Origin of the sequence: Planomonospora sp. ID91781 (assembly GCF_015711595.1) — a bacterium.
GTDB classification, from domain to species: domain Bacteria; phylum Actinomycetota; class Actinomycetes; order Streptosporangiales; family Streptosporangiaceae; genus Planomonospora; species Planomonospora parontospora.
The window spans coordinates 1,545,472-1,564,453 of sequence record NZ_JABTEY010000002.1 but is presented as its reverse complement, the minus strand read 5'-3'; the positions used below and the strand labels follow the sequence as shown (position 1 = coordinate 1,564,453).

General features: G+C 73.5%; 17 protein-coding genes. 8 read left to right on the top strand and 9 right to left on the bottom strand.

What is annotated here, in order from left to right:
* Window positions 1-85: 85 nt before the first annotated feature.
* On the bottom strand, window positions 86-784 hold the full coding sequence (locus tag HS048_RS26300) for a M50 family metallopeptidase (protein ID WP_374058794.1): 699 nt from the start codon (window positions 782-784) through the stop codon (window positions 86-88).
* 162 nt (window positions 785-946) lie between these two features.
* On the opposite strand from HS048_RS26300, the gene HS048_RS26295 reads away from it, so the two are divergent.
* Complete coding sequence (locus HS048_RS26295) at window positions 947-1,429, top strand: nuclear transport factor 2 family protein (protein WP_196468982.1); 483 nt, start codon at window positions 947-949, stop codon at window positions 1,427-1,429.
* A 107-nt stretch (window positions 1,430-1,536) separates the two neighbouring features.
* Here HS048_RS26295 and HS048_RS26290 read toward each other — a convergent pair whose 3' ends face one another.
* Together HS048_RS26290 and HS048_RS26285 are read right to left on the bottom strand one after the other, a co-directional pair.
* On the bottom strand, window positions 1,537-3,753 hold the full coding sequence (locus tag HS048_RS26290; RefSeq protein WP_196468981.1) for a thiamine pyrophosphate-dependent enzyme: 2,217 nt from the start codon (window positions 3,751-3,753) through the stop codon (window positions 1,537-1,539).
* A gap of 181 nt (window positions 3,754-3,934) precedes the next feature.
* Entirely contained in the window at window positions 3,935-4,534 is a 600-nt protein-coding gene (locus HS048_RS26285; RefSeq protein WP_068895661.1) for a TetR/AcrR family transcriptional regulator, read from the bottom strand.
* A gap of 101 nt (window positions 4,535-4,635) precedes the next feature.
* Between HS048_RS26285 and HS048_RS26280 the strand changes: the two genes are divergently transcribed.
* The 4 genes from HS048_RS26280 to HS048_RS26265 all read left to right on the top strand — a co-directional run bounded on the left by HS048_RS26280 (window position 4,636) and on the right by HS048_RS26265 (window position 10,439).
* Complete coding sequence (locus HS048_RS26280; RefSeq protein WP_196468980.1) at window positions 4,636-6,204, top strand: carboxyl transferase domain-containing protein; 1,569 nt, start codon at window positions 4,636-4,638, stop codon at window positions 6,202-6,204.
* 82 nt (window positions 6,205-6,286) lie between these two features.
* Complete coding sequence (locus tag HS048_RS26275; RefSeq protein WP_196468979.1) at window positions 6,287-8,314, top strand: biotin carboxylase N-terminal domain-containing protein; 2,028 nt, start codon at window positions 6,287-6,289, stop codon at window positions 8,312-8,314.
* Window positions 8,311-9,276: a hydroxymethylglutaryl-CoA lyase gene (locus HS048_RS26270; protein ID WP_196468978.1), complete on the top strand. Its 966-nt coding sequence runs from the start codon at window positions 8,311-8,313 to the stop codon at window positions 9,274-9,276. Before HS048_RS26275 ends, HS048_RS26270 begins: the two co-directional genes overlap by 4 nt.
* A gap of 8 nt (window positions 9,277-9,284) precedes the next feature.
* The gene (locus tag HS048_RS26265) at window positions 9,285-10,439 is read left to right on the top strand and encodes an acyl-CoA dehydrogenase family protein (RefSeq protein ID WP_196468977.1); all 1,155 of its coding nucleotides are present in this window, start codon (window positions 9,285-9,287) and stop codon (window positions 10,437-10,439) included.
* Between the two features lie 66 nt (window positions 10,440-10,505).
* On the opposite strand, the gene HS048_RS26260 is transcribed toward HS048_RS26265, so the two are convergent.
* The 4 genes from HS048_RS26260 to HS048_RS26245 all read right to left on the bottom strand — a co-directional run bounded on the left by HS048_RS26260 (window position 10,506) and on the right by HS048_RS26245 (window position 13,119).
* Window positions 10,506-11,111 (bottom strand): MepB family protein, encoded by a 606-nt coding sequence (locus HS048_RS26260; protein ID WP_196468976.1) that lies wholly within the window; start codon window positions 11,109-11,111, stop codon window positions 10,506-10,508.
* Window positions 11,112-11,316: 205 nt separating this feature from the next.
* A complete protein-coding gene (locus HS048_RS26255; protein WP_196468975.1) occupies window positions 11,317-11,730 on the bottom strand; it encodes a hypothetical protein in 414 nt (137 codons plus the stop codon).
* A gap of 59 nt (window positions 11,731-11,789) precedes the next feature.
* Window positions 11,790-12,485, bottom strand: a complete 696-nt coding sequence (locus HS048_RS26250) for an SDR family oxidoreductase (RefSeq protein WP_196468974.1) — start codon at window positions 12,483-12,485, stop codon at window positions 11,790-11,792.
* A gap of 241 nt (window positions 12,486-12,726) precedes the next feature.
* Window positions 12,727-13,119 carry a VOC family protein gene (locus tag HS048_RS26245; protein WP_307832648.1) on the bottom strand — a complete coding sequence of 131 codons (393 nt, stop codon included), beginning with the start codon at window positions 13,117-13,119 and terminating at the stop codon, window positions 12,727-12,729.
* Window positions 13,120-13,185: 66 nt separating this feature from the next.
* Between HS048_RS26245 and HS048_RS26240 the strand changes: the two genes are divergently transcribed.
* Window positions 13,186-14,304 (top strand): WD40 repeat domain-containing protein, encoded by a 1,119-nt coding sequence (locus tag HS048_RS26240; protein ID WP_196468972.1) that lies wholly within the window; start codon window positions 13,186-13,188, stop codon window positions 14,302-14,304.
* An 86-nt stretch (window positions 14,305-14,390) separates the two neighbouring features.
* On the opposite strand, the gene HS048_RS26235 is transcribed toward HS048_RS26240, so the two are convergent.
* Window positions 14,391-15,131 (bottom strand): Clp protease N-terminal domain-containing protein, encoded by a 741-nt coding sequence (locus tag HS048_RS26235; RefSeq protein WP_196468971.1) that lies wholly within the window; start codon window positions 15,129-15,131, stop codon window positions 14,391-14,393.
* Between the two features lie 125 nt (window positions 15,132-15,256).
* Between HS048_RS26235 and HS048_RS26230 the strand changes: the two genes are divergently transcribed.
* Window positions 15,257-15,685 (top strand): DUF6157 family protein, encoded by a 429-nt coding sequence (locus tag HS048_RS26230; protein ID WP_068895651.1) that lies wholly within the window; start codon window positions 15,257-15,259, stop codon window positions 15,683-15,685.
* Between the two features lie 263 nt (window positions 15,686-15,948).
* On the top strand, window positions 15,949-17,280 hold the full coding sequence (locus tag HS048_RS26225; protein ID WP_196468970.1) for a glycoside hydrolase family 6 protein: 1,332 nt from the start codon (window positions 15,949-15,951) through the stop codon (window positions 17,278-17,280).
* A 162-nt stretch (window positions 17,281-17,442) separates the two neighbouring features.
* Here the strand turns inward: HS048_RS26225 and HS048_RS26220 are convergent, their stop codons facing one another.
* On the bottom strand, window positions 17,443-18,921 hold the full coding sequence (locus HS048_RS26220) for a S9 family peptidase (protein WP_196468969.1): 1,479 nt from the start codon (window positions 18,919-18,921) through the stop codon (window positions 17,443-17,445).
* Window positions 18,922-18,982 lie beyond the last annotated feature (61 nt).

Genomic DNA, 18,982 nt, shown 5'->3' with positions numbered 1-18,982 from the left:
TGGTCAACCCGCTGTGTTGTTTTCACCGGACGGCGCTTCCGCGCCGGGCGCGGACCGGAGCCGCACAAGACGCCGACCGGAGTCGCTACGGCAGGACGAGCGGGAGCGGGACCAGCAGGTAGACGCCGGCCAGCAGGGCCGCGCCCGAGACCAGCAGGAAGAGCAGCACCCAGAACCCGCCGGGCAGGAAGGTCAGCCGGGCGAGCTGGTCGGCGTCGGAGTCGGGGGCGCGGCCGTGGCGGCGCTTGCGGCCCAGCTCGACGATCGGCCGGATCCCGCCGAACAGCAGGAACCAGACGGCCAGGTAGGCGATGACCGCGTCGACGTCCGGCGGGGCGTACCAGGTGAGCGCGGCGATCGCCCCGCCGACGGCCAGCAGGCTCACCGCCCCGAACAGGTTGCGGATCACCACCAGCATGCAGACGAGCAGTGCGACCACGACGGTGATGAGCACGGCGACGTAGCCGGAGGAGGTCAGCCAGGCGCCGCCCAGCCCCAGCAGGGAGGGGGCGACGTAGCCCGCGGCGGCGGTCAGGATCATGCCCGGACCGGTGGGCCTGCCGCGGGTGAGCGTCACGCCCGAGGTGTCGGAGTGCAGCCGGATGCCCTGCAGCTTGCGCCGGGTGAGCAGCGCCATCAGCGCGTGCCCGCCCTCGTGGGCGATGGTGACCAGGCCCCGGGAGAGCTGCCACGAGGCCGACCACGTCACCACGGCCAGTGCGGCCAGAGCGGACAGCAGCACGACCCATGCGGGCGGTCCCGGCCGGGCCGTGGTGAGAGTCACCCACACTTCGGTCAACGTTCACTTCCCCTCGCGGATGCCCCGGAACGCCAGAGCAAAGCGTCCCACGGGAACAAGTCTGGCGGAGACAGGTCCAGGGTGCTGTATACCTGTGAAGTATCTGCCGTTATTAAGCTCGAAGTGCAGAATGGCAATGATCGGGAGATGCCCGTGAGCGAGACCGACGCCACCCTCGTCAGGACCTTCTACGGCGCGCTCGCGCGCCGCGACCTCGACGCCATGGAACGCTGCTACCACCCCGACGTCACCTTCGGCGACCCGATCTTCCAGGAGCTGGAGGGCCGGCCCCGGATCATGGGCATGTGGCGCCTGCTCATGGAACGGGGCGCCGGCCTGGACGTCTCGCTCAGACGGGTGACCGCCGGCCCCCACGAGGTCACCGCCGACTGGATCGCCGGATACACCTTCACCGCGACCGGGAGGAAGGTCGTCAACCAGATCGACTCGCTGTTCCGGTTCGAGGGCGGGCTGATCGTCCGGCAGCACGACGACTTCGACTTCAGGCACTGGTCGAAGATGGCCCTCGGCAGGCCGATGGGGCTCGTCGTCGGCTGGACTCCGGCGCTCCGGGCGCGGATCCGGAGTCAGGCGATGGAGGGCCTCAGGGAGTCGATGGCCCCCGCCTGAGGCCGGTGCCCGTGCCTGCGCCGGAGCTCCCCGCCCGGCCCCGGTGTCCCCGTCCGGCCCCGGCGCGCGCCGTCCCCGCCCGGGGGAGCGGAGCCCGCCGCGGCCCGTCAGCCGAGGAGCTTGCGGGCCGCCTCCTCGATCTCGCCCTCCGAGAGCAGCACGTGCCTGGCCGCGTCGCCCAGCGGGACGAAGCTGTCGGAGGAGGTCACCCGGGCGATCCTGCCGCCGAACCCCGCGTCCAGCAGCTCCGCGACGACCCCCTCCGAGACGCCGCCGCCGCGGCGGGTCTCGTCGGCGATCAGCACGCTGCCGGTCAGCTCGGCCGCGTGCAGCAGGTCCTCGACCGGCAGCGGGGCCAGCCAGCGCAGATCGAGCACCCGGCAGCCGTATCCCTCCGCGGTGAGCCTGACCGCGGCGCGCAGGCTCATGCGCAGGCCGTTGCCGAAGGTCACGATGGTCAGGTCGCGGCCGTCGCCGTAGCTGCGGGCACGGCCGATCGGGACGTGCGTCTCCGCCCAGCGGGACGGCGGGGCGTACGGCGCGAGCCAGCCGTTGTCGCCTTCCTCGAACATGTCGCGCGCGGTGTAGAGGGCGATCGGCTCGAGGAAGACGCAGACGCTGCCGTCGGTGCGCGCGGCGGCCAGGCAGGTGCGCAGCATCGCGGCGGCGTCGTCGGGCCGGGCCGGGGAGGCGACGACCAGGCCGGGGATGTCGCGCAGCGCGGCGACGGAGTTGTCGTTGTGGAAGTGGCCCCCGAAGCCCTTCTGGTAGGCGTAGGAGGGCAGGCGCAGCACCATCGGGTTGCGGAAGGCGCCGCGGGAGAAGAACCGCAGGGTGGCGGCCTCGCCGCGGATCTGGTCCAGGGCGTTGTGCAGGTAGGCGAGATACTGGACCTCGGGGACCGGGAGCAGGCCGGACACGCCCGAGCCCAGCGCCAGGCCCAGCACCGTCTGCTCGTCCAGGAGCGTGTCGAACACCCGGTTCGCGCCGAAGCGCTTCTGCAGGCCGCGGGTGACGCCGTAGACGCCGCCCTTGCGGGCCACGTCCTCACCGAAGACCAGGACGTCGGGACGGGCGGCCAGCTCGTCGGCCAGGGTCCTGTTGATCGCCTGGGAGAGGGTCAGCGGCCCCTCGTTCTCGGGCAGCCGCCCGCCGAAGGCCCGCTCACGGGCCGCGGCGGGGGCGGCGGCCGGGACCGCCTCGGCCACGGCGCCGGGGGTGCGGGGGGCCAGCGGCTCCACGATGTCGACGGCGGAGGTCAGCTTCGGCCGCCTGGAACTCTCCATGGCCATCCGGAGCAGGTGCTCGCGCATCGTCTCGTAGCGGGTGATCAGCTCGTCGGGGGTGGCCAGCCCGGCCTCGACGAGCAGGCGGGCGGTGGCCACCAGCGGGTCGCGGGCGAGGTCGGCGTTGATCTCCCGCTTGGTCCGGTAGGACAGCTCCACGTCGGAGCCCGCGTGGCCCATCAGCCGGACGGTGCCCAGGTGCAGCAGGGCGGGGGAGCGGCTGGTGCGCACGTGGTCGGCGGCGGCCCTGGCCGCGTCGTGGGCGTCGGCCAGATCGCAGCCGTCGGCCTCGAAGTACGTGAGCAGGGGGTGGCGGGACGCCTCCACCCAGCCGCCCGGGGTGCGCACGCTGATGCCCAGGCCGTTGTCCTCGCAGACGAACAGGACCGGCATCCCCAGGCCCTGGTAGGAGCCGTAGGCGGCGGTGTTGAGGCCCGACAGGGCGCTGGCGTGGTTGACCGAGGCGTCGCCGAAGCTGCACACCGCGATCGCGTCGTCCGGCCAGGCCCCCCGCACGCCGAGCTGACGCGCGCGCTCGATCGCGAAGGCGACGCCCACCGCGCGCGGCAGGTGGCTGGCGATCGTCGAGGTCTGCGGGATCACCGCGAGGTCGGGGTGGCCGAAGACCTTGTGCCGGCCGCCCGCGATCGGCTCCTCCGCCGAGGCGACCAGGCCGAGCAGCACGTCCCGCAGGCCCTGCTCGGGCAGTCGCCCGGCCATCGCCGAGCGCACCAGGTAGAAGGCGCCGGAGCGGTAGTGGAGCAGCGCCGGGTCGGTCGTGCGCAGGGCCGCGGCGACCGCGGCGTTGCCCTCGTGACCGGCGGAGCCGATGGTGTAGAAGCCCTCGCCGCGTTCGCGCAGGAGGCGGGCGGTGACGTCCAGGAGCCGGCTGCCGAGCTGGAACTCGAACAGCTCCCGGCAGCGGGCCCCCGTCAGACTCGTGCCCTCGCGCACCGGCAGGGCCGGGTCGCGTCGGGTCCCGGCGGTCAGGCCCGCCACCGCTTCGGCGAAATGAGTCTCAACAGAGTCGCGCGCCACAAGCCTGATTATGTCCCGGCGAGCCGTCCCCGTCGCCGTCCTTGGCCTCTTTCGTCCACCGGATCTTCCGTCCGGTCCGCGGGCGGCGGGTCCACCCGGTCCGCCGGGGCGGCCGGATCCGCACCGGGACCGAGGCCTGCCGGCCGGGCCGCTGGAGGCTCGTCGCCGAAGTTAACGAACCCTAACGTCGCGCCTCGGTGAGCGCCGCGCGGGCCATGGCGTGCAGCAGCGGGGTCATCGCCTCCGGCGGCAGCTCGCCCGCGCTGTGCGGAGTCGAGTTGAGCAGGCCGAAGACCGCGTGGGTGGCCGCGCGCAGACGGGGCGGCGGGCAGCCCGGGTGCAGTTCGCTCAGCACGGTCACCCACTCCTCCACGTACAGCCGCTGCAGCCGGCGGATCCGGCGGCGGGCCGGTTCGGGGACGTTGCCCAGCTCGCGGTCGTGCACGGTGATCAGCGCCGGATGGCTGAGCGCGAACTCGATCTGCCCGGCCAGCAGGGCGTCCAGTGCGCTCTCCGCGTCGGGTGCCGCGGTGACGCGCTCGGCCGCCGAGGCGTGCAGGCGCTCGCTGATGTCCAGCAGCATCTCCGCCAGCAGCGCCTCCTTGCCGCTGAAGTGCCGGTAGAGCGCCGGCCCCGAGGTGCCGACCGCCCCGCCGATGTCCTCGATGGAGACGCCGTGGAAGCCGCGCGCCGCGAACAGCTCCGCGGCGGCGTCCAGGATCTCCGTGCGCCGGGAGCGGCGTTCGCGGGTAGGGGTACGGGCGGTCGTCACGACTCGCATGGTAGACGGTGGCGTTAACGATGACTAACATCACCGGTGGAGTTAGCGGCCGTTAACCCCCGGCAACGGCGCCGGGCGGTGATCTGCGAAGGAGGCCCGCATTGAGCAGCTGGCCGGTGCTGCGCAGCACCTGCGACCCGGGCGGTGTCGCCTTCAAGGCGAACACCGAGGTCAACGAGCGGCTCGCCGCCGAGCTGCGGGAGCGGGTCGCCGCCGCCGCGCTGGGCGGCCCGGAGAGGTCGCGGGCCCGGCACGTCGCCCGCGGCAAGCTCCTGCCCCGCGAGCGCGTGGACACCCTGCTCGACCCCGGCTCCCGCTTCCTGGAGCTCTCCCAGCTGGCCGCCACCGGCCTGTACGGCGGCGACGCCCCCGCGGCCGGGATCATCACCGGCGTCGGCCGGATCTCCGGCCGCGAGTGCGTGGTGGTCGCCAACGACGCGACGGTCAAGGGCGGCACCTACTACCCGATGACGGTCAAGAAGCACCTGCGGGCCCAGGAGGTCGCCCTCGACAACCGGCTGCCGTGCGTCTACCTCGTCGACTCCGGCGGCGCGTTCCTGCCGAGGCAGGACGAGGTCTTCCCCGACCGCGAGCACTTCGGCCGGATCTTCTACAACCAGGCCACCATGTCGGCGCGGGGCATCCCGCAGATCGCCGCCGTCCTGGGCTCCTGCACGGCCGGCGGCGCCTACGTCCCGGCGATGAGCGACGAGGCCGTGATCGTCCGCAACCAGGGCACGATCTTCCTGGGCGGGCCGCCGCTGGTGAAGGCCGCCACCGGCGAGGAGGTCACCGCCGAGGAGCTCGGCGGCGGCGACCTGCACTCCCGGACCAGCGGGGTCACCGACCACCTCGCCGAGGACGACGCCCACGCCCTGCGGATCGTCCGCGACATCGTGGCCACCCTCGCCCCCCGGCCGGAGGCCCCCTGGGAGCGCGCGCCGGCCGAGGAGCCCGCGCACGACCCCCGCGACCTGTACGGCATCGTGCCCGCCGACACCCGCACGCCGTACGACGTCCGGGAGGTCATCGCCCGGATCGTGGACGGCTCCCGCTTCCTGGAGTTCAAGGCCGAGTACGGCACGACGCTGGTGACCGGCTTCGCCCGCATCCACGGCCACCCCGTCGGGATCATCGCCAACAACGGCATCCTGTTCGCCGAGTCCGCGCTCAAGGGCGCGCACTTCATCGAGCTGTGCGACCGCCGCAACACCCCGCTGGTCTTCCTGCAGAACATCAGCGGGTTCATGGTCGGCAGGGCCTACGAGGCCGGCGGCATCGCCAAGCACGGCGCCAAGATGGTCACCGCCGTCGCCTGCGCCCGGGTGCCGAAGTTCACCGTCGTCGTCGGCGGCTCGTTCGGCGCCGGCAACTACGCCATGGCCGGCCGGGCCTACTCGCCCCGGTTCCTGTGGATGTGGCCCAACGCCCGCATCTCGGTGATGGGCGGCGAGCAGGCCGCCAACGTGCTGTCCACCGTCGGCGACGCCGACCCCGACGCGATCCGGCGGCAGTACGAGGAGCAGGGCAACCCCTACTACTCCACCGCCCGCCTCTGGGACGACGGCGTCATCGACCCGCTCGACACCCGCACCGTCCTCGGCCTGGCCCTGTCCGCCGCCGCGGGCGCCCCCCTCGACCCCGTCGGCTACGGCGTCTTCCGGATGTGACCGAGACCATGACCACGACCCAGACCACGACCCAGACCGTGGCTCCGGCCACGGCCCGTCCGCTCCGCCGGGGGCACCCCTGATGCTCTTCCACACCGTCCTCATCGCCAACCGGGGCGAGATCGCCCTGCGGATCATCCGCACGCTCCGGCGGCTCGGCATCCGCTCCGTCGCCGTGCACAGCGACGCCGACGCCGGCGCGCCGCACGCCCGCGAGGCCGACACCGCGGTCCGGCTTCCCGGCGGCTACCTCGACATCGAGGCGGTCGTCGCGGCCGCCGCGGCCACCGGGGCCCAGGCCGTCCACCCCGGCTACGGCTTCCTGGCGGAGAACACCGCCTTCGCCCGGCGCTGCGCCGAGGCCGGCCTGGTCTTCGTCGGACCGCCCGCCGAGGCCGTCGAGGCCATGGGCGACAAGATCCGCGCCAAGGCGACCGTCTCGGCGGCCGGGGTGCCGGTCGTGCCCGGCGCCGCCGAGCCGGACGACGACCTGCTCACCGCGGAGATCGGCTTCCCCGCACTGATCAAGCCGTCGGCGGGCGGCGGCGGCAAGGGCATGGTGCTGGTCCGCTCGGCCGCCGAGCTGCCGGACGCGCTGGAGTCCGCCCGCCGTACGGCCGCCGCCGCGTTCGGCGACGCGACCCTGCTGGTCGAGCGGTTCGTGGAGGACCCCCGGCACATCGAGATCCAGGTGCTGGCCGACGCCCACGGCAACGTGATCCACCTCGGCGAGCGCGAGTGCAGCCTGCAGCGCCGCCACCAGAAGATCGTCGAGGAGGCGCCGTCCCCGCTGCTGGACGAGGAGACGCGGGCCAGGATGGGCGCGGCGGCGGTCGAGGCCGCCCGGTCCGTCGGCTACGTCGGGGCCGGGACGGTGGAGTTCATCGTCCAGGGCTCCACGGCCGACTACTACTTCATGGAGATGAACACCCGCCTGCAGGTCGAGCACCCCGTCACCGAGCTGGTCACCGGCCTGGACCTGGTCGAGCTCCAGCTCCGGGTGGCGGCCGGGGAGCCGCTCCCGCTCACCCAGGACGACGTGCGGCTGCACGGTCACGCCGTCGAGGCCCGCGTCTACGCCGAGGACCCCGCCCGCGGGTTCCTGCCGACCGGCGGCCGGATCCTCGCCCTGCACGAGCCCGGCGTCCCCGGCCCCGGCCGGCCCGCCGCCGACGGGACCGTCCGGGTCGACTCCGGCCTCGCGTCCGGCGCGGTCGTCGGCAGCGACTACGACCCGATGCTCTCGAAGGTCATCGCCTGGGGGCACGACCGGCCGAGTGCGCTGCGGACCCTCGACCGGGCGCTCGCCGGCACGACCGTGCTGGGCGTGACGACGAACATCGCCTTCCTGCGGGCCCTGCTCGCCCACCCCGAGGTGGCGGCCGGGGACCTCGACACCGGCCTGGTCGAGCGCCGGCTCGGCGAGCTGGTCCCGCCCGCGGGCACCCCGGACGACGTCCTGGCCGCCGCCGCCCTGCTGCTGCAGCACGAGCTCGTGCCCGCCGCCCCGGCCGACCCGTGGGACGTGCCCGACGGCTGGCGGCCCGGCGCCGGGGCCGCGTGGACCGTCTGGCGGCTGGAGGGCCCCGGCGGCGTGACCGCGGTCGGGGTGCGCGGGCTGCCCGCCGCGGGGAGCGGGGCCGCCGAGGTCCTCCTGCCGTCCGGCGACGGCGACGGTACGGCCGGCGCGGACCGGGTCCTCCGGGCGGACCTGACCGTGGACGGCACCGACGTGCTCGTCACCCTGGACGGCGTCCGGCGGCGCTACGCCGTCGCCCGCGACGGCGACACCGTCTGGCTCGGCCGCGAGGGGAGCACCTGGGCCCTGACCCGCCACCACCTGGGCGACCCCGGAGACCGGGCGGGCGCCGGGGCGGCCGGCGACGGCGTGGTCCGCAGCCCGATGCCCGGCACCGTGCTCGTGGTGAAGACGGCGGTGGGGGAGCGGGTCGCCGAGGGGCAGCCGTTGGTGATCGTCGAGGCGATGAAGATGGAGCACACCGTGACCGCCCCCGTCGGCGGGACGGTCGCCGAGCTGCCGGTGCGCGCCGGGCAGGCGGTCGACATGGACGCCGTGCTCGCCGTCGTCCGGCGGGAGGAGGAGCCGTGACGACCAGGGGAACGACCGGAGGAGCGCGGCCCGCGCCGTACCGGGCGGAGGGCCTGCCTGAGCGGGTCACGGTCTACGAGGTGGGGCCGCGCGACGGGCTGCAGAACGAACCGGTGGTCGTCCCCGTTGAGGTCAAGGCCGAGTTCGTGGCCCGGCTCGCCGCCGCCGGGCACACGGTGATCGAGACGACCAGCTTCGTGCACCCCAGGTGGGTGCCGCAGCTCGCCGACGCCGCCGAGCTGCTGGCCGCCGTCGAGCGGGTGCCCGGGGTGCGCTACCCGGTGCTGGTGCCCAACGAGCGGGGCCTGGAGCGGGCGCTGGAGCTGGGCGTCACCGAGATCGCGGTCTTCGCCAGCGCCACCGAGACGTTCGCCGCCAAGAACCTCAACCGGACGCTGGACTCCCAGTTCGAGATGTTCGAGCCGGTCGTCGCGCGGGCGCTGGAGCACGGCCTGAAGGTGCGGGCGTACGTGTCGATGTGCTTCGGCGACCCGTGGGAGGGCCCCACCCCGATCGGCCAGGTCGTCGAGGTCGGCCGCAGGCTGCTCGACCTCGGCTGTTTCGAGCTCTCCCTCGGCGACACCGTCGGCGTCGGCACCCCCGGCCACGTGGCCGCGCTCATCGGGGCGTTCGGCGGCCCCGAGCGGCTGGCGGTGCACTTCCACGACACCTACGGCCAGGCCCTCGCCAACACGCTGGCCGCGCTGCGCGCCGGGGTGACCGTGGTCGACGCCTCGACCGGCGGCATCGGCGGCTGCCCGTACGCCGAGTCCGCCACCGGCAACCTCGCCACCGAGGACCTGGTCTGGATGCTGCACGGCCTCGGCGTGGAGACCGGCCTCGACCTCGGCGCCCTGGTGGAGACCAGCACCTGGCTGGCCGGAAGGCTCGGCCGCCCCAGCCCGTCCCGGGTCGTCCAGGCCCTGTCCAAGGCCCCGTCCGAGACCCCGCCCAAGGAGTGACAGCAGCGATGAAGCTGACCGAAGAGTACGAGGACCTGCGCAAGACCGTCGAGGCGTTCGCCCGCGACGCGGTCGCCCCGGTGATCGGGGAGCTGTACGAACGCGAGGAGTTCCCCTACGACATCGTCCGCCAGATGGGCCGGATGGGCCTGTTCGGCCTGCCCATCCCCGAGGAGTACGGCGGCATGGGCGGCGACTACTTCGCGCTCTGCCTCACCCTGGAGGAGCTGGCCCGGGTCGACTCCAGCGTGGCGATCACCGTCGAGGCGGCCGTCTCGCTGGGCGCCATGCCGATCTACCGCTTCGGTACGGCCGAGCAGCGCGAGCGGTGGCTGCCGAAGCTGGCGAGCGGCGAGATGCTGGGCGCGTTCGGCCTGACCGAGCCGGGTGGCGGCTCCGACGTGCCGGGCGGCATGCGGACCACGGCCGTGCTGGACGGCGGCGAGTGGGTGATCAACGGTTCCAAGGCCTTCATCACCAACTCCGGCACCGACATCACCGGAGTGGTCGGCGTGGCCGCGATCACCGGGCGCCGGGAGGACGGCCGCCCCGAGATCTCCACCATCCTGGTCCCGGCCGGCACCCCCGGCTTCACGGTCGCCAAGAAGTACTCCAAGGTCGGCTGGAACTGCTCCGACACCCGCGAGCTGTCCTTCACCGACTGCCGGGTCCCGGCGGAGAACCTCCTCGGCGAGCGCGGCCGCGGCTACGCGCAGTTCCTGCAGACCCTCGACGAGGGCCGCATCGCGATCGCCGCCCTCTCGGTGGGCCTGGCCCAGGGCTGCGTGGACGAGTGCCTGGGCTACGTCCGCGAACGCCAGGCGTTCGGCCACCCGATCGGCCACTACCAGGCCATCCAGTTCAAGATCGCCGACATGGAGGTCCGCGCGCACACCGCCCGCCTGGCCTACTACCACGCGGCGGAGAGGATGCTGGCGGGCGAGCCGTTCAAGAAGGAGGCCGCCATCGCCAAGCTGGTCGCCTCCAACGCCGCGATGGACAACGCCCGCGACGCCACCCAGATCTTCGGCGGCTACGGGTTCATGAACGAGTACCCCGTCGGGCGCTTCTACCGGGACGCGAAGATCCTCGAGATCGGCGAGGGCACCAGCGAGGTCCAGCGCATGCTGATCGCCCGCGAGCTGGGCCTGTCCGGCCTCTGACCCGGAGGCACGCGCGGAGGGGGCGGGGCCGGAGCCGGCGGACCCCGTCCGCGTGATCGCAGGCGGTCAGCGGTGGGGTGACCGGCCGGTGGGCCGTGCGACCGCCCCGGCGCCGTCCCGCGGACGGTAGAGCTCCCGGGCGCGGACCAGGTCGAAAGGCCCGTCCTGGTGCAGGTGCAGGAAGAAGTCCACCTGCCACGCCTGGGTGCTGCCGACCTGGCGGTTCGTGGTGATCACCCAGGGCGGGTAGACGCGGAAGGCGCGTTTCCCGCCGGAACCGTTCGCTGACACGACACCGTGCTCGCGGAGCACGTCCGTGGGGAAGACGAACTGGCCGAAGTGGTGACGGTCACGGGTGCTGATGACGAACAGGTCGACGGGGTCCGCGGCGTCGAAGGGCTGGATGGGCCCGGCCGGGGACCTCTTCCAGACGGTGACGAACCGGCCCGCCTTGGTGGGGGTCGCCTTGGCCGCGCGGAACCGGACGGAGAGGCCGTCAAGGGTGAACGCGTGGGCGGCGTAGGCGGCCCCCTCGGCTTCGGGCACCGGCTGCGAGCACGTGAACCCGCAGGGGTCGTAGGCGAGCGCCTTCGCCGCGATGAGGTCTTCGTGGACCGGGGCGGTGTCCGACCACGGTTCGAGATCGGATGAGCACGCGCGATTCGTCGTCATCCGTCCACCCTGCCACGGGTGCTCGGACGCGGTCGGCTCGGCGGGGCCGCGCTCCGGTGGAGGTGATGCGAATGCCGGCGGTGCGCCCGGTACCGGCGGTGTGTCGGGGGACCCGGGCGGCCGAAGGCGGTCACCGGCCGTCCGGGTCCGCCGGCGATCTCCGAAAAGGGGTCCGAGGCCGATCCGGTCGCGGAGTCCGGTCCGGTCACCCGTCGATTGATCTGCGTGGAACGGCGGCGCTGACCGTGATCCCCTCTCCCGGCACTCCGTTGACGGTCAGGGCGCCGCCCAGGCGCGTGAATTCGGCGCGTCTGGCGCTCAGGCAGGCGTCGAGGGCGCCGGCTTCCCCGCCGTCGGCGCTGATCGTCAGACGCAGTCCTCGGGGGGCCACGGTGAGGGCGAGGGAGGCGGTACGCGTCCCGGGCCGCCGCTCCATCTCCCGCAGGACGTCACTGATCGCACTCCGGACCGCATCCTCTACGTGGTCCGGGAGGTTCTGCTTGGGCAGGGACCATATCTCCACCTTTATTCCGGTCTGCGAGGACCAGGTGAGGAGGTGATCCTCCAGCTCCCGGGCGAACGCGGACGGTGCGCTCAGAAGCAATTCATCGTTCGGCATGCTTTCATCTGCCTATCTGGATTCGTGGCTCTGCTGCACTCATGGCGATGCGAGCCGGTTCAGCTGCGCCAGCCGCCGTCCACGGTCAGGTCGACCGCGTTGACGGCGCGGTTCTCCAGCAGGAAGACCGACGCGTCGACGACCTCGGCCACGGTCGGGACTCGGCCGGTGAGGGTCCGTTCCGCGACGACCTCCAGCAGCGCGGCCCTGCCCGCCCAGGACGGGGTGTCGGCCACGACGCCCGGATGGATCGCGTTGACCCGCACCGGCGCCATCTCCGCCGCCAGCGTGGCCACCATGCCGGTGACCCCGCCATTGACGATGGACACGGTCGTGGAGCCGGGGTACGGCCGTTCCCGGGCGATCCCGCCGAACAGCAGGACCGAGGCGTCCCGGGACAGGCGCGGCGCCAGCGTGTGCACCACCTCGGTGTAACCGACCAGCTTCAGGATCGTCAGCTCGGCCGCACGCGCATGGTCGTAACCGGCGAGGGTGTTCTGGTCGCGGTCCACGGCGACCAGGGCCAGCCGGTCCACCTCGCCGACGTCGGCGAGCGCGGCGGCCAGGGTGCCGGGCTCGGTCAGATCCAGGGCGATCCCGCGGGCCGTGCCGGGACCGTCGAGTCCGGCGGCGATCTGGGCGGCCCGGTCGGCCCGGCGTCCGGTCACCACGACCGACCGGCCCCGCCGCACGAAGTGCCGCGCCAGCTCCGCCCCGATTCCGCCGGTACCCCCGACGATCACTACCTCACCCATGTGACATGCCCTTCCTCGCGTGCGGCCGTTGCGGACGACGTTAGAAGGGCGCACTTGGAGGACGCTTGGGACGCTCTTGCGGCCGGAGGCCGGATCGGCGGGCGGGTTTCCGGAGCCGGCGGAGACCCGTGGAGGACGACGGCGGCACCGATGCCCCGCCCGACGGGAAGGGGAGGCGACGGCGATCGCCTCACCTCAGGGGCTCCCCGCCCGCCGGGGCTCGGCGGACTCCGATGCGCCGTCAGGCCGGGCCGAGCAGGTCCCACCGGTTGCCGGCGACGTCCAGGAACACGGCGATCCGGCCGTAGGGCTCCGTGCGCGGCGCGGTCACGAACTCGACCCCGGCCGCCGTCATCCGCCGGTGGGCCGCGTCGAAGTCGTCCACCCGCAGGAAGAAGCCCACTCTGCCGGCGACCTGGTCGCCGACGGCGGCGCGCTGGCGTTCGCCGTCCGCCCGGGCGAGCAGGAGGCCGGTTCCCCCGCCGGGCGGCCGGACGACGACCCACCGCTTCGGCCGGCCGTCGTTCGTCAGGGACGGCGAGTCCTCGACCGGCTCGAACCCCAGGGCGCCGGTGAAGAACTCGAGGGCCCGGTCGTAGTCGTCCACGATGATCGTGACCAGGTCGATCCGCACCCCCGTGATCATAGGTGCCTCCGGGCGGATCTTGACGCTTGTCCGGTACCCCAAGAGGATCAGGGGATGATCCCGCGCGCAGGCGTCACCGCGACAGGGCTGCTCGTGCTCTCGCTCGTACTGGCCGGGGCCTGCGGTGACGGCGGCGGCCGCGCGGACGGACGGGTCTCCCCCGGAGGCCGGGACTCCTCGGAGATCGTGACACCGGCTCCTGCGGCACCGGCGGCGCAGCGGCTGGAGACGTCCCTGGCCTCGCCCATGGCGACCTCCCCGCCCCTGCCCGCGACCGGACCGCCGCGCTTCATCGTCATCGCCAGGGAGCCGCGCGCCCGGGGGGCGGAGCACGTCAAGGAACTGGTCTACACGCCGACACGGCCCACCGTGCACGACGCGGCGACCGGGAGGTTCATCGCCGCCGTCCCGCTGCCGCCGGGGGTGTTGTCATCATGGGATCTCCTGGCGGCGGCGCCCGACAACCGCACCTTCGTGCTCTCCGGATGGACCGGGCCGGAGGATCCCATCCGGTTCTTCCGCATCACCCTCGACCAGGACGGGCGTCCGGGAGAGCCGGTTCCCGTGCCCGGCTTCGAGGGTGACCAGGGCTCCGGATACGCCGTCGCCCTGAGCCCGGACGCCACCAGGCTCGCCTACGGGGACCTGGGCGACAGCGAGGGGGGTACGGTCTCCGTCGTCGACCTCGCCACCGGGCTGCGCCGCGACTGGAGAGTGCGCAGGCCCCTCGCGGTGCACGGCCTGTCCTGGGCCCCGGACGGCCGGCGGATCGCGCTGACGGTTTCCCGCTGGGGAGTCGGAGTCCTCGACCTCGGCGCGTCCGGGGCCGATCTGCCGGCCGCCGCGCGTCTCGTCGCGCCGGACGACCTCATGCCGCAGCCGCTGGGGGCGGTGGCCTTCACCCCTGACGGCGGCGCGCTGGTCTACACGGAGGGCGACGCCGTGAAGCGCGTCCCGGCCGACGGAGGGGAGGCGCCGCGGCGCCTCGCCTCGGTGGGACTGGCCGGTACGTCGCAGATCATGCGCTTCAGCCTCGACGGCACCGGCCGGCACCTGCTCTCCATAGACCGGTGGCGGAGCTTCCGGGTCGACCTCACCGACGGTTCGGCGACGTCGCTGCCGATCATCTCGGACCAGCTCCTGTCCGAAGGCGACCTGGACGCCGCCTGGTGACGACGTGCCGCCCCGGCTGTGATCCGTGGCGGACCGCGGACCGCGGACCGGGGACGGCGCGCCGGAGGCCGCCGCTCCCGCCGGGGTCACTCCTGCGCGCGGGCCGTGACCGCGGCGGCGAGGGCTTCGCTGATGTGGGCCTCCGCGGCGGCCTTGGTGACGCCGAGGCCGGAGAGCACGCCCGTGCCGTCCTCGAGCTCCAGCAGCGCGAGCAGGATGTGCTCGGTCCCGATGTAGTTGTGGCCCAGCCGCAGGGCCTCCCGGAACGTGAGCTCCAGGGCCTTGCGGGCCTGGGGACCGTACGGGACCAGGTCGGGCACCTGCTCGGCCGCAGGAGGCAGCGCCGCGACGGCGGCCTGCCGTACGGTCTCCAGGGGCACGCCCCGCGCGACGAACAGCCTGGCGGCGATCGCCTCCGGCTCGCTCAGCAGCCCCAGCACCAGGTGCGCGGGGCCGATCTCGGGGTTGCCCGCCGCCCTGGCCTCGTTCGTCGCCGCCACCACGGCGTTCCTCGCCCGGGGGGTGAAGCGCTGGAACCCCTGGTCGGGGTCGAGGTCCGAGGGGTCGCCGGGGGTCTTCGGGACGAAGCGCTTCTGGGCTGCCTGCTTGCTGACGCCCATGCTCCTGCCGATGTCCGTCCAGGACGCGCCCGAGCGCCGCGCTTGGTCCACGAAGTGGCCGATCAGGTGGTCCGCCACCTCGCCGAGGGCGTCGGCGGCGATGACCGCGTCGGAGAGCTGGTCGAGGGCGTCGGAGTGGACCTTCTTGATGGCCTCGATGAGGTCGTCGAGGCGGACGGGGTTGGTGAGCTGAACGGGTTTCTCCATGCGTCAACCATAGGTTGACGACACTATAGCGTCAACCCAGGGTTGACGCTTTCGCGGCCGTCCCGCCCCGGGGCGGCGACGTCCGGGGCTGTCCCGCCCGACGGCCGCTCCGGCATCATGGGGGTGTGGATCTCAACTACTACGACACGCTCATCGCGGTCGCCGAGGACTGCCCGGTCGACGAGAGCACGGTGCCGCCCCCGGGCCGGGACGGGAAGAAGACGATCGCCGTCGTGCAGTTCGAGATGCTCTCGGACGGGCCGGGCGAGCTGACCCAGGAGGACGTGCTGTTCGAGACGTGGCTGAGGCGGCAGGAGGGCCTCGGCGCGGTGCCGGAGGCCGAGCGCGCGGAGTTGCGGGCGCGCCTCTTCGCGAAGCCCCAGGCGTGCCTGCGGGCCTCGCCCCTGCCGAAGAAGTACGGCTGGGGCCTGCTGTTCGACGCGCGGGGCCGCGTCACGCTGTGCCCGATGGAGTCGGAGGACTACCGGAGGATCGTCGCGGGCTCGGTCCCGGACGTCACGGTCCGCAGGGCCATGCGCTCCCGCCGGGGCTGATCCTCACGCGGTCCGCGCTCGCCGGGAGGATCGGGTCGCGGCTGCGGAACCCGTGATCCGATCCTCCCGGCCGCGACGCGGCCGCCGCCGAACGGGCCGGAGTCCGCGTGCCGTCGTCCGCGGTGAAATTTTCATCCCCCGTGAAAGCCGTTCGCACAGCTCAGAGGGTCGCGAGGTGGGCGGGAAACCGCGCATGACTAGGTGGGGGAGGGGTGTGCGGCTACTTTGGGAGCGCTCCCACCAACCCCCTAAGGAGCCGTTCGATGTCAAGAAAGTCCATTCTGGCCACGGTGTGCGCGGCGCTGGTCGTGGCCACCGGTGCCGCGGTCTCACTGGCCGCCGGAGCGTCCGCGGCCGATTCCTCCTTCTACGTCGACCCGGAGACCAGCGCGGCCAGGTGGGTCGCCGCCAACCCCGGTGACTCCAGGGCGGCCGTCATCCGCGACCGGATCGCCTCCGTGCCGCAGGCGCGCTGGTTCACCACGACCAACACCTCGACGGTCCGCTCGCAGGTGTCGTCGTTCGTCGGTGCGGCCGCGGCCGCGGGCAAGACGCCCATCATGGTCGTCTACAACATCCCCAACCGCGACTGCAGCGGTGCCAGCACCGGCGGGGCGCCCAACCACACGGCCTACCGGCAGTGGATCGACGAGCTGGCCGCAGGCCTCCAGGGACGCCCGGCCTCGATCATCCTCGAACCCGACGTGCTCCCGATCATGACCAACTGCATGAGCTCCTCCCAGCAGCAGGAGGTCAACGCCTCCATGGCGTACGCGGGCAAGAAGCTGAAGGCGGCCTCGAGCCAGGCGAAGGTCTACTTCGACATCGGCCACTCGGGCTGGCTGGGCGCGGGCGAGGCCGCGGCCCGGCTGAGGGCCGCGGGCGTCGAGAGCAGCGCCGACGGCATCGCGCTCAACGTCTCCAACTACCGGTGGACCTCCACCGAGACGGCGTACGCCAAGAACATCATCTCCGCCACGGGGATCTCCCGGCTCCGCGCGGTCATCGACACCAGCCGCAACGGCAACGGCCCGCTGGGCAGCGAGTGGTGCGACCCGGCCGGCCGGGCGATCGGCACGCCGAGCACGACGGAGACCGGCGACTCGATGATCGACGCGTTCCTCTGGATCAAGCTTCCGGGTGAGGCGGACGGCTGCATCGCCGGAGCCGGGCAGTTCGTCCCGCAGCGGGCCTACGACATGGCGATGGCGGCCCCGAACACGCCCACGGCGACCCCGACCGTGACCCCCACGGTCACGCCCACGGTGACCCCCAGCTCCACCCCCATCGCCGGCCGGGCCTGCACCGCGGCCTACAAACTGGTCAACTCCTGGCAGGGCGGCTTCCAGGCCGAGGTGACCGTCAACAGCACCGGCAGCGCGGCGCTCTCCGGCTGGACCGTGACCTGGTCCTTCCCCGGCGGCCAGACCGTCAGCCAGCTCTGGAACGGCCGGCACACCCAGAGCGGCGCGAACGTCTCGGTGCGGAACGCCGACCACAACGGGAACCTCGCCGCAGGATCCTCGGCGTCCTTCGGATTCACCGGGACCGGGAGCGGCGGCGCGCCGTCCTCCGTGAGCTGCTCCGCCGCCTGACGGGCGGAGCCCTCGACCCGGTACGGCCCGCGTCCGACGCGCATCCCCGCGGGCCGTACCGGACCCCGTCCGCAGGGTGCGGCACCGGTACGGGGCCGCGTCTCGGACCGGTCCCGCGTACGCGTGAGCCGGTCCGCCGAATGAGGATCGGGGGGTCCCCGCTCAGGGGAGCAGCAGGCCCCAGTAGAGCGCCCACGGGAGGAACGCGGCACCGCCGGTGAGCAGGAGGCCGAGACGGACCCGCTCGCTCCTCGTCTCCGCCTTCCGCCACGCCCGGACCGTCCATACGGAGGTGGCCACCGTGGTCAGCGCCGAGGCTTGCAAGGCCAGCCAGACGACCGGGCGGCCGAGCAGCACCGGCCCCGGCGCGGCCAGCTTGCCCCCGGTCATGATCAGGTAGGCCAGGAAGGCGAAGGACCCGAGCACCGAGATCAGCCCGGCGGCGCTCAGCACGCGCGGCGCGGCCGGCCTGGCCGTACGGGGCCGCCCGCGCAGCCGGCGGGCGAGGGCGGTCAACGGGTAGGCGGCGAACGCGACGATCAGCAGCAGCATCACGGCCAGCTGCACCGGCGCCGACTCCCACGGCGCCGGAGGGTCCACCGGCACGGTCGGCGTCACCTGCTCGGGCGCGGGGCCCGACGTGCTCGCCAGCGGCGGCCGCCCCGAGACGACCTCCTGGATCCAGGAGCCGACCAGGTCGGCGTACCCGGGAGCGAGGGCGGGCAGCCGGGTGACGCCGCCGTCGGGCGTGAGGTGGGCGGCGTGGTCCGCCCCGGGGAAGAACCGGAACGTGTAGTGCCGGTTGCCGCCCTTCTCCAGCGCCCGCGCGAAGATCGGCGGGGTCTCCTCGGGCGGCGTCAGCAGATCGTGGACCCCCCAGATGGCGAGCACCGGCTGCCGCACCGCGGCGAGGACCGGCTCGGGGTCGTACCAGGGCTCGGGGAACATGCCGCCGTCGGCGATCGCCCGGTACAGGGTCGGCTCGGCCCGGTCCACCAGTGACCCCGTCACCCCCGCCTTGCGCAGGCCCGCGGCGACGGCCCAGGTCTGCTGCCGCAGCGGTGCGAGCGCGTTGGCGCCGACGACCACGACGAAGGCGATGTCCCGCGAGCGGGAGGCCGTGAGGGGCGCGATCCAGCCGCCCTCGCTGAGTCCCCAGACGCCCACCTTCGCCGGGTCCACGCCCGGCTGCGCCCGCAGCGCGGCCACCGCGCCCAGCGCGTCGTCCGCGAGCGTCGAGTAGGACCGCTGGAAGAGCGAGTAGCCCTCCGACCTCTTGTCGTAGATCAGTACGGACACGCCTCTGCGGGCGAACTCCACGGCCTCGCCCATGAGCTTGGCGCGCGGAGTGCCGGTGCCGGCCCCGTGGACGAGCACCATGCCGGGCCGCCCCGGCGACGCCTTCACCGGCGACAGCACGGTGCCGTGCAGGGTGAGCCCGCCACCGCTCGGGAAACTCACCTCCTTCCCGGTCAGGTCGGCGGGAACGGCGACCGGCGCTTCCCCGGGAACGGGCGCGTGTTCGACGGCGGAGGACGGCCGGTGGGCAGCGACGGCAGCCGCGGGGGACGCTGCAAGGACCACTGCGGGGGCGGCCGTCAGGGTGAGGGCGAGGCCTGCGGCCAGGGCGATTCGATGCATGCTGCCGAAACTACTCTGCAGAGAAGTCTCGGCAAAGACTTCTCTGCAGATATCGTTCTGA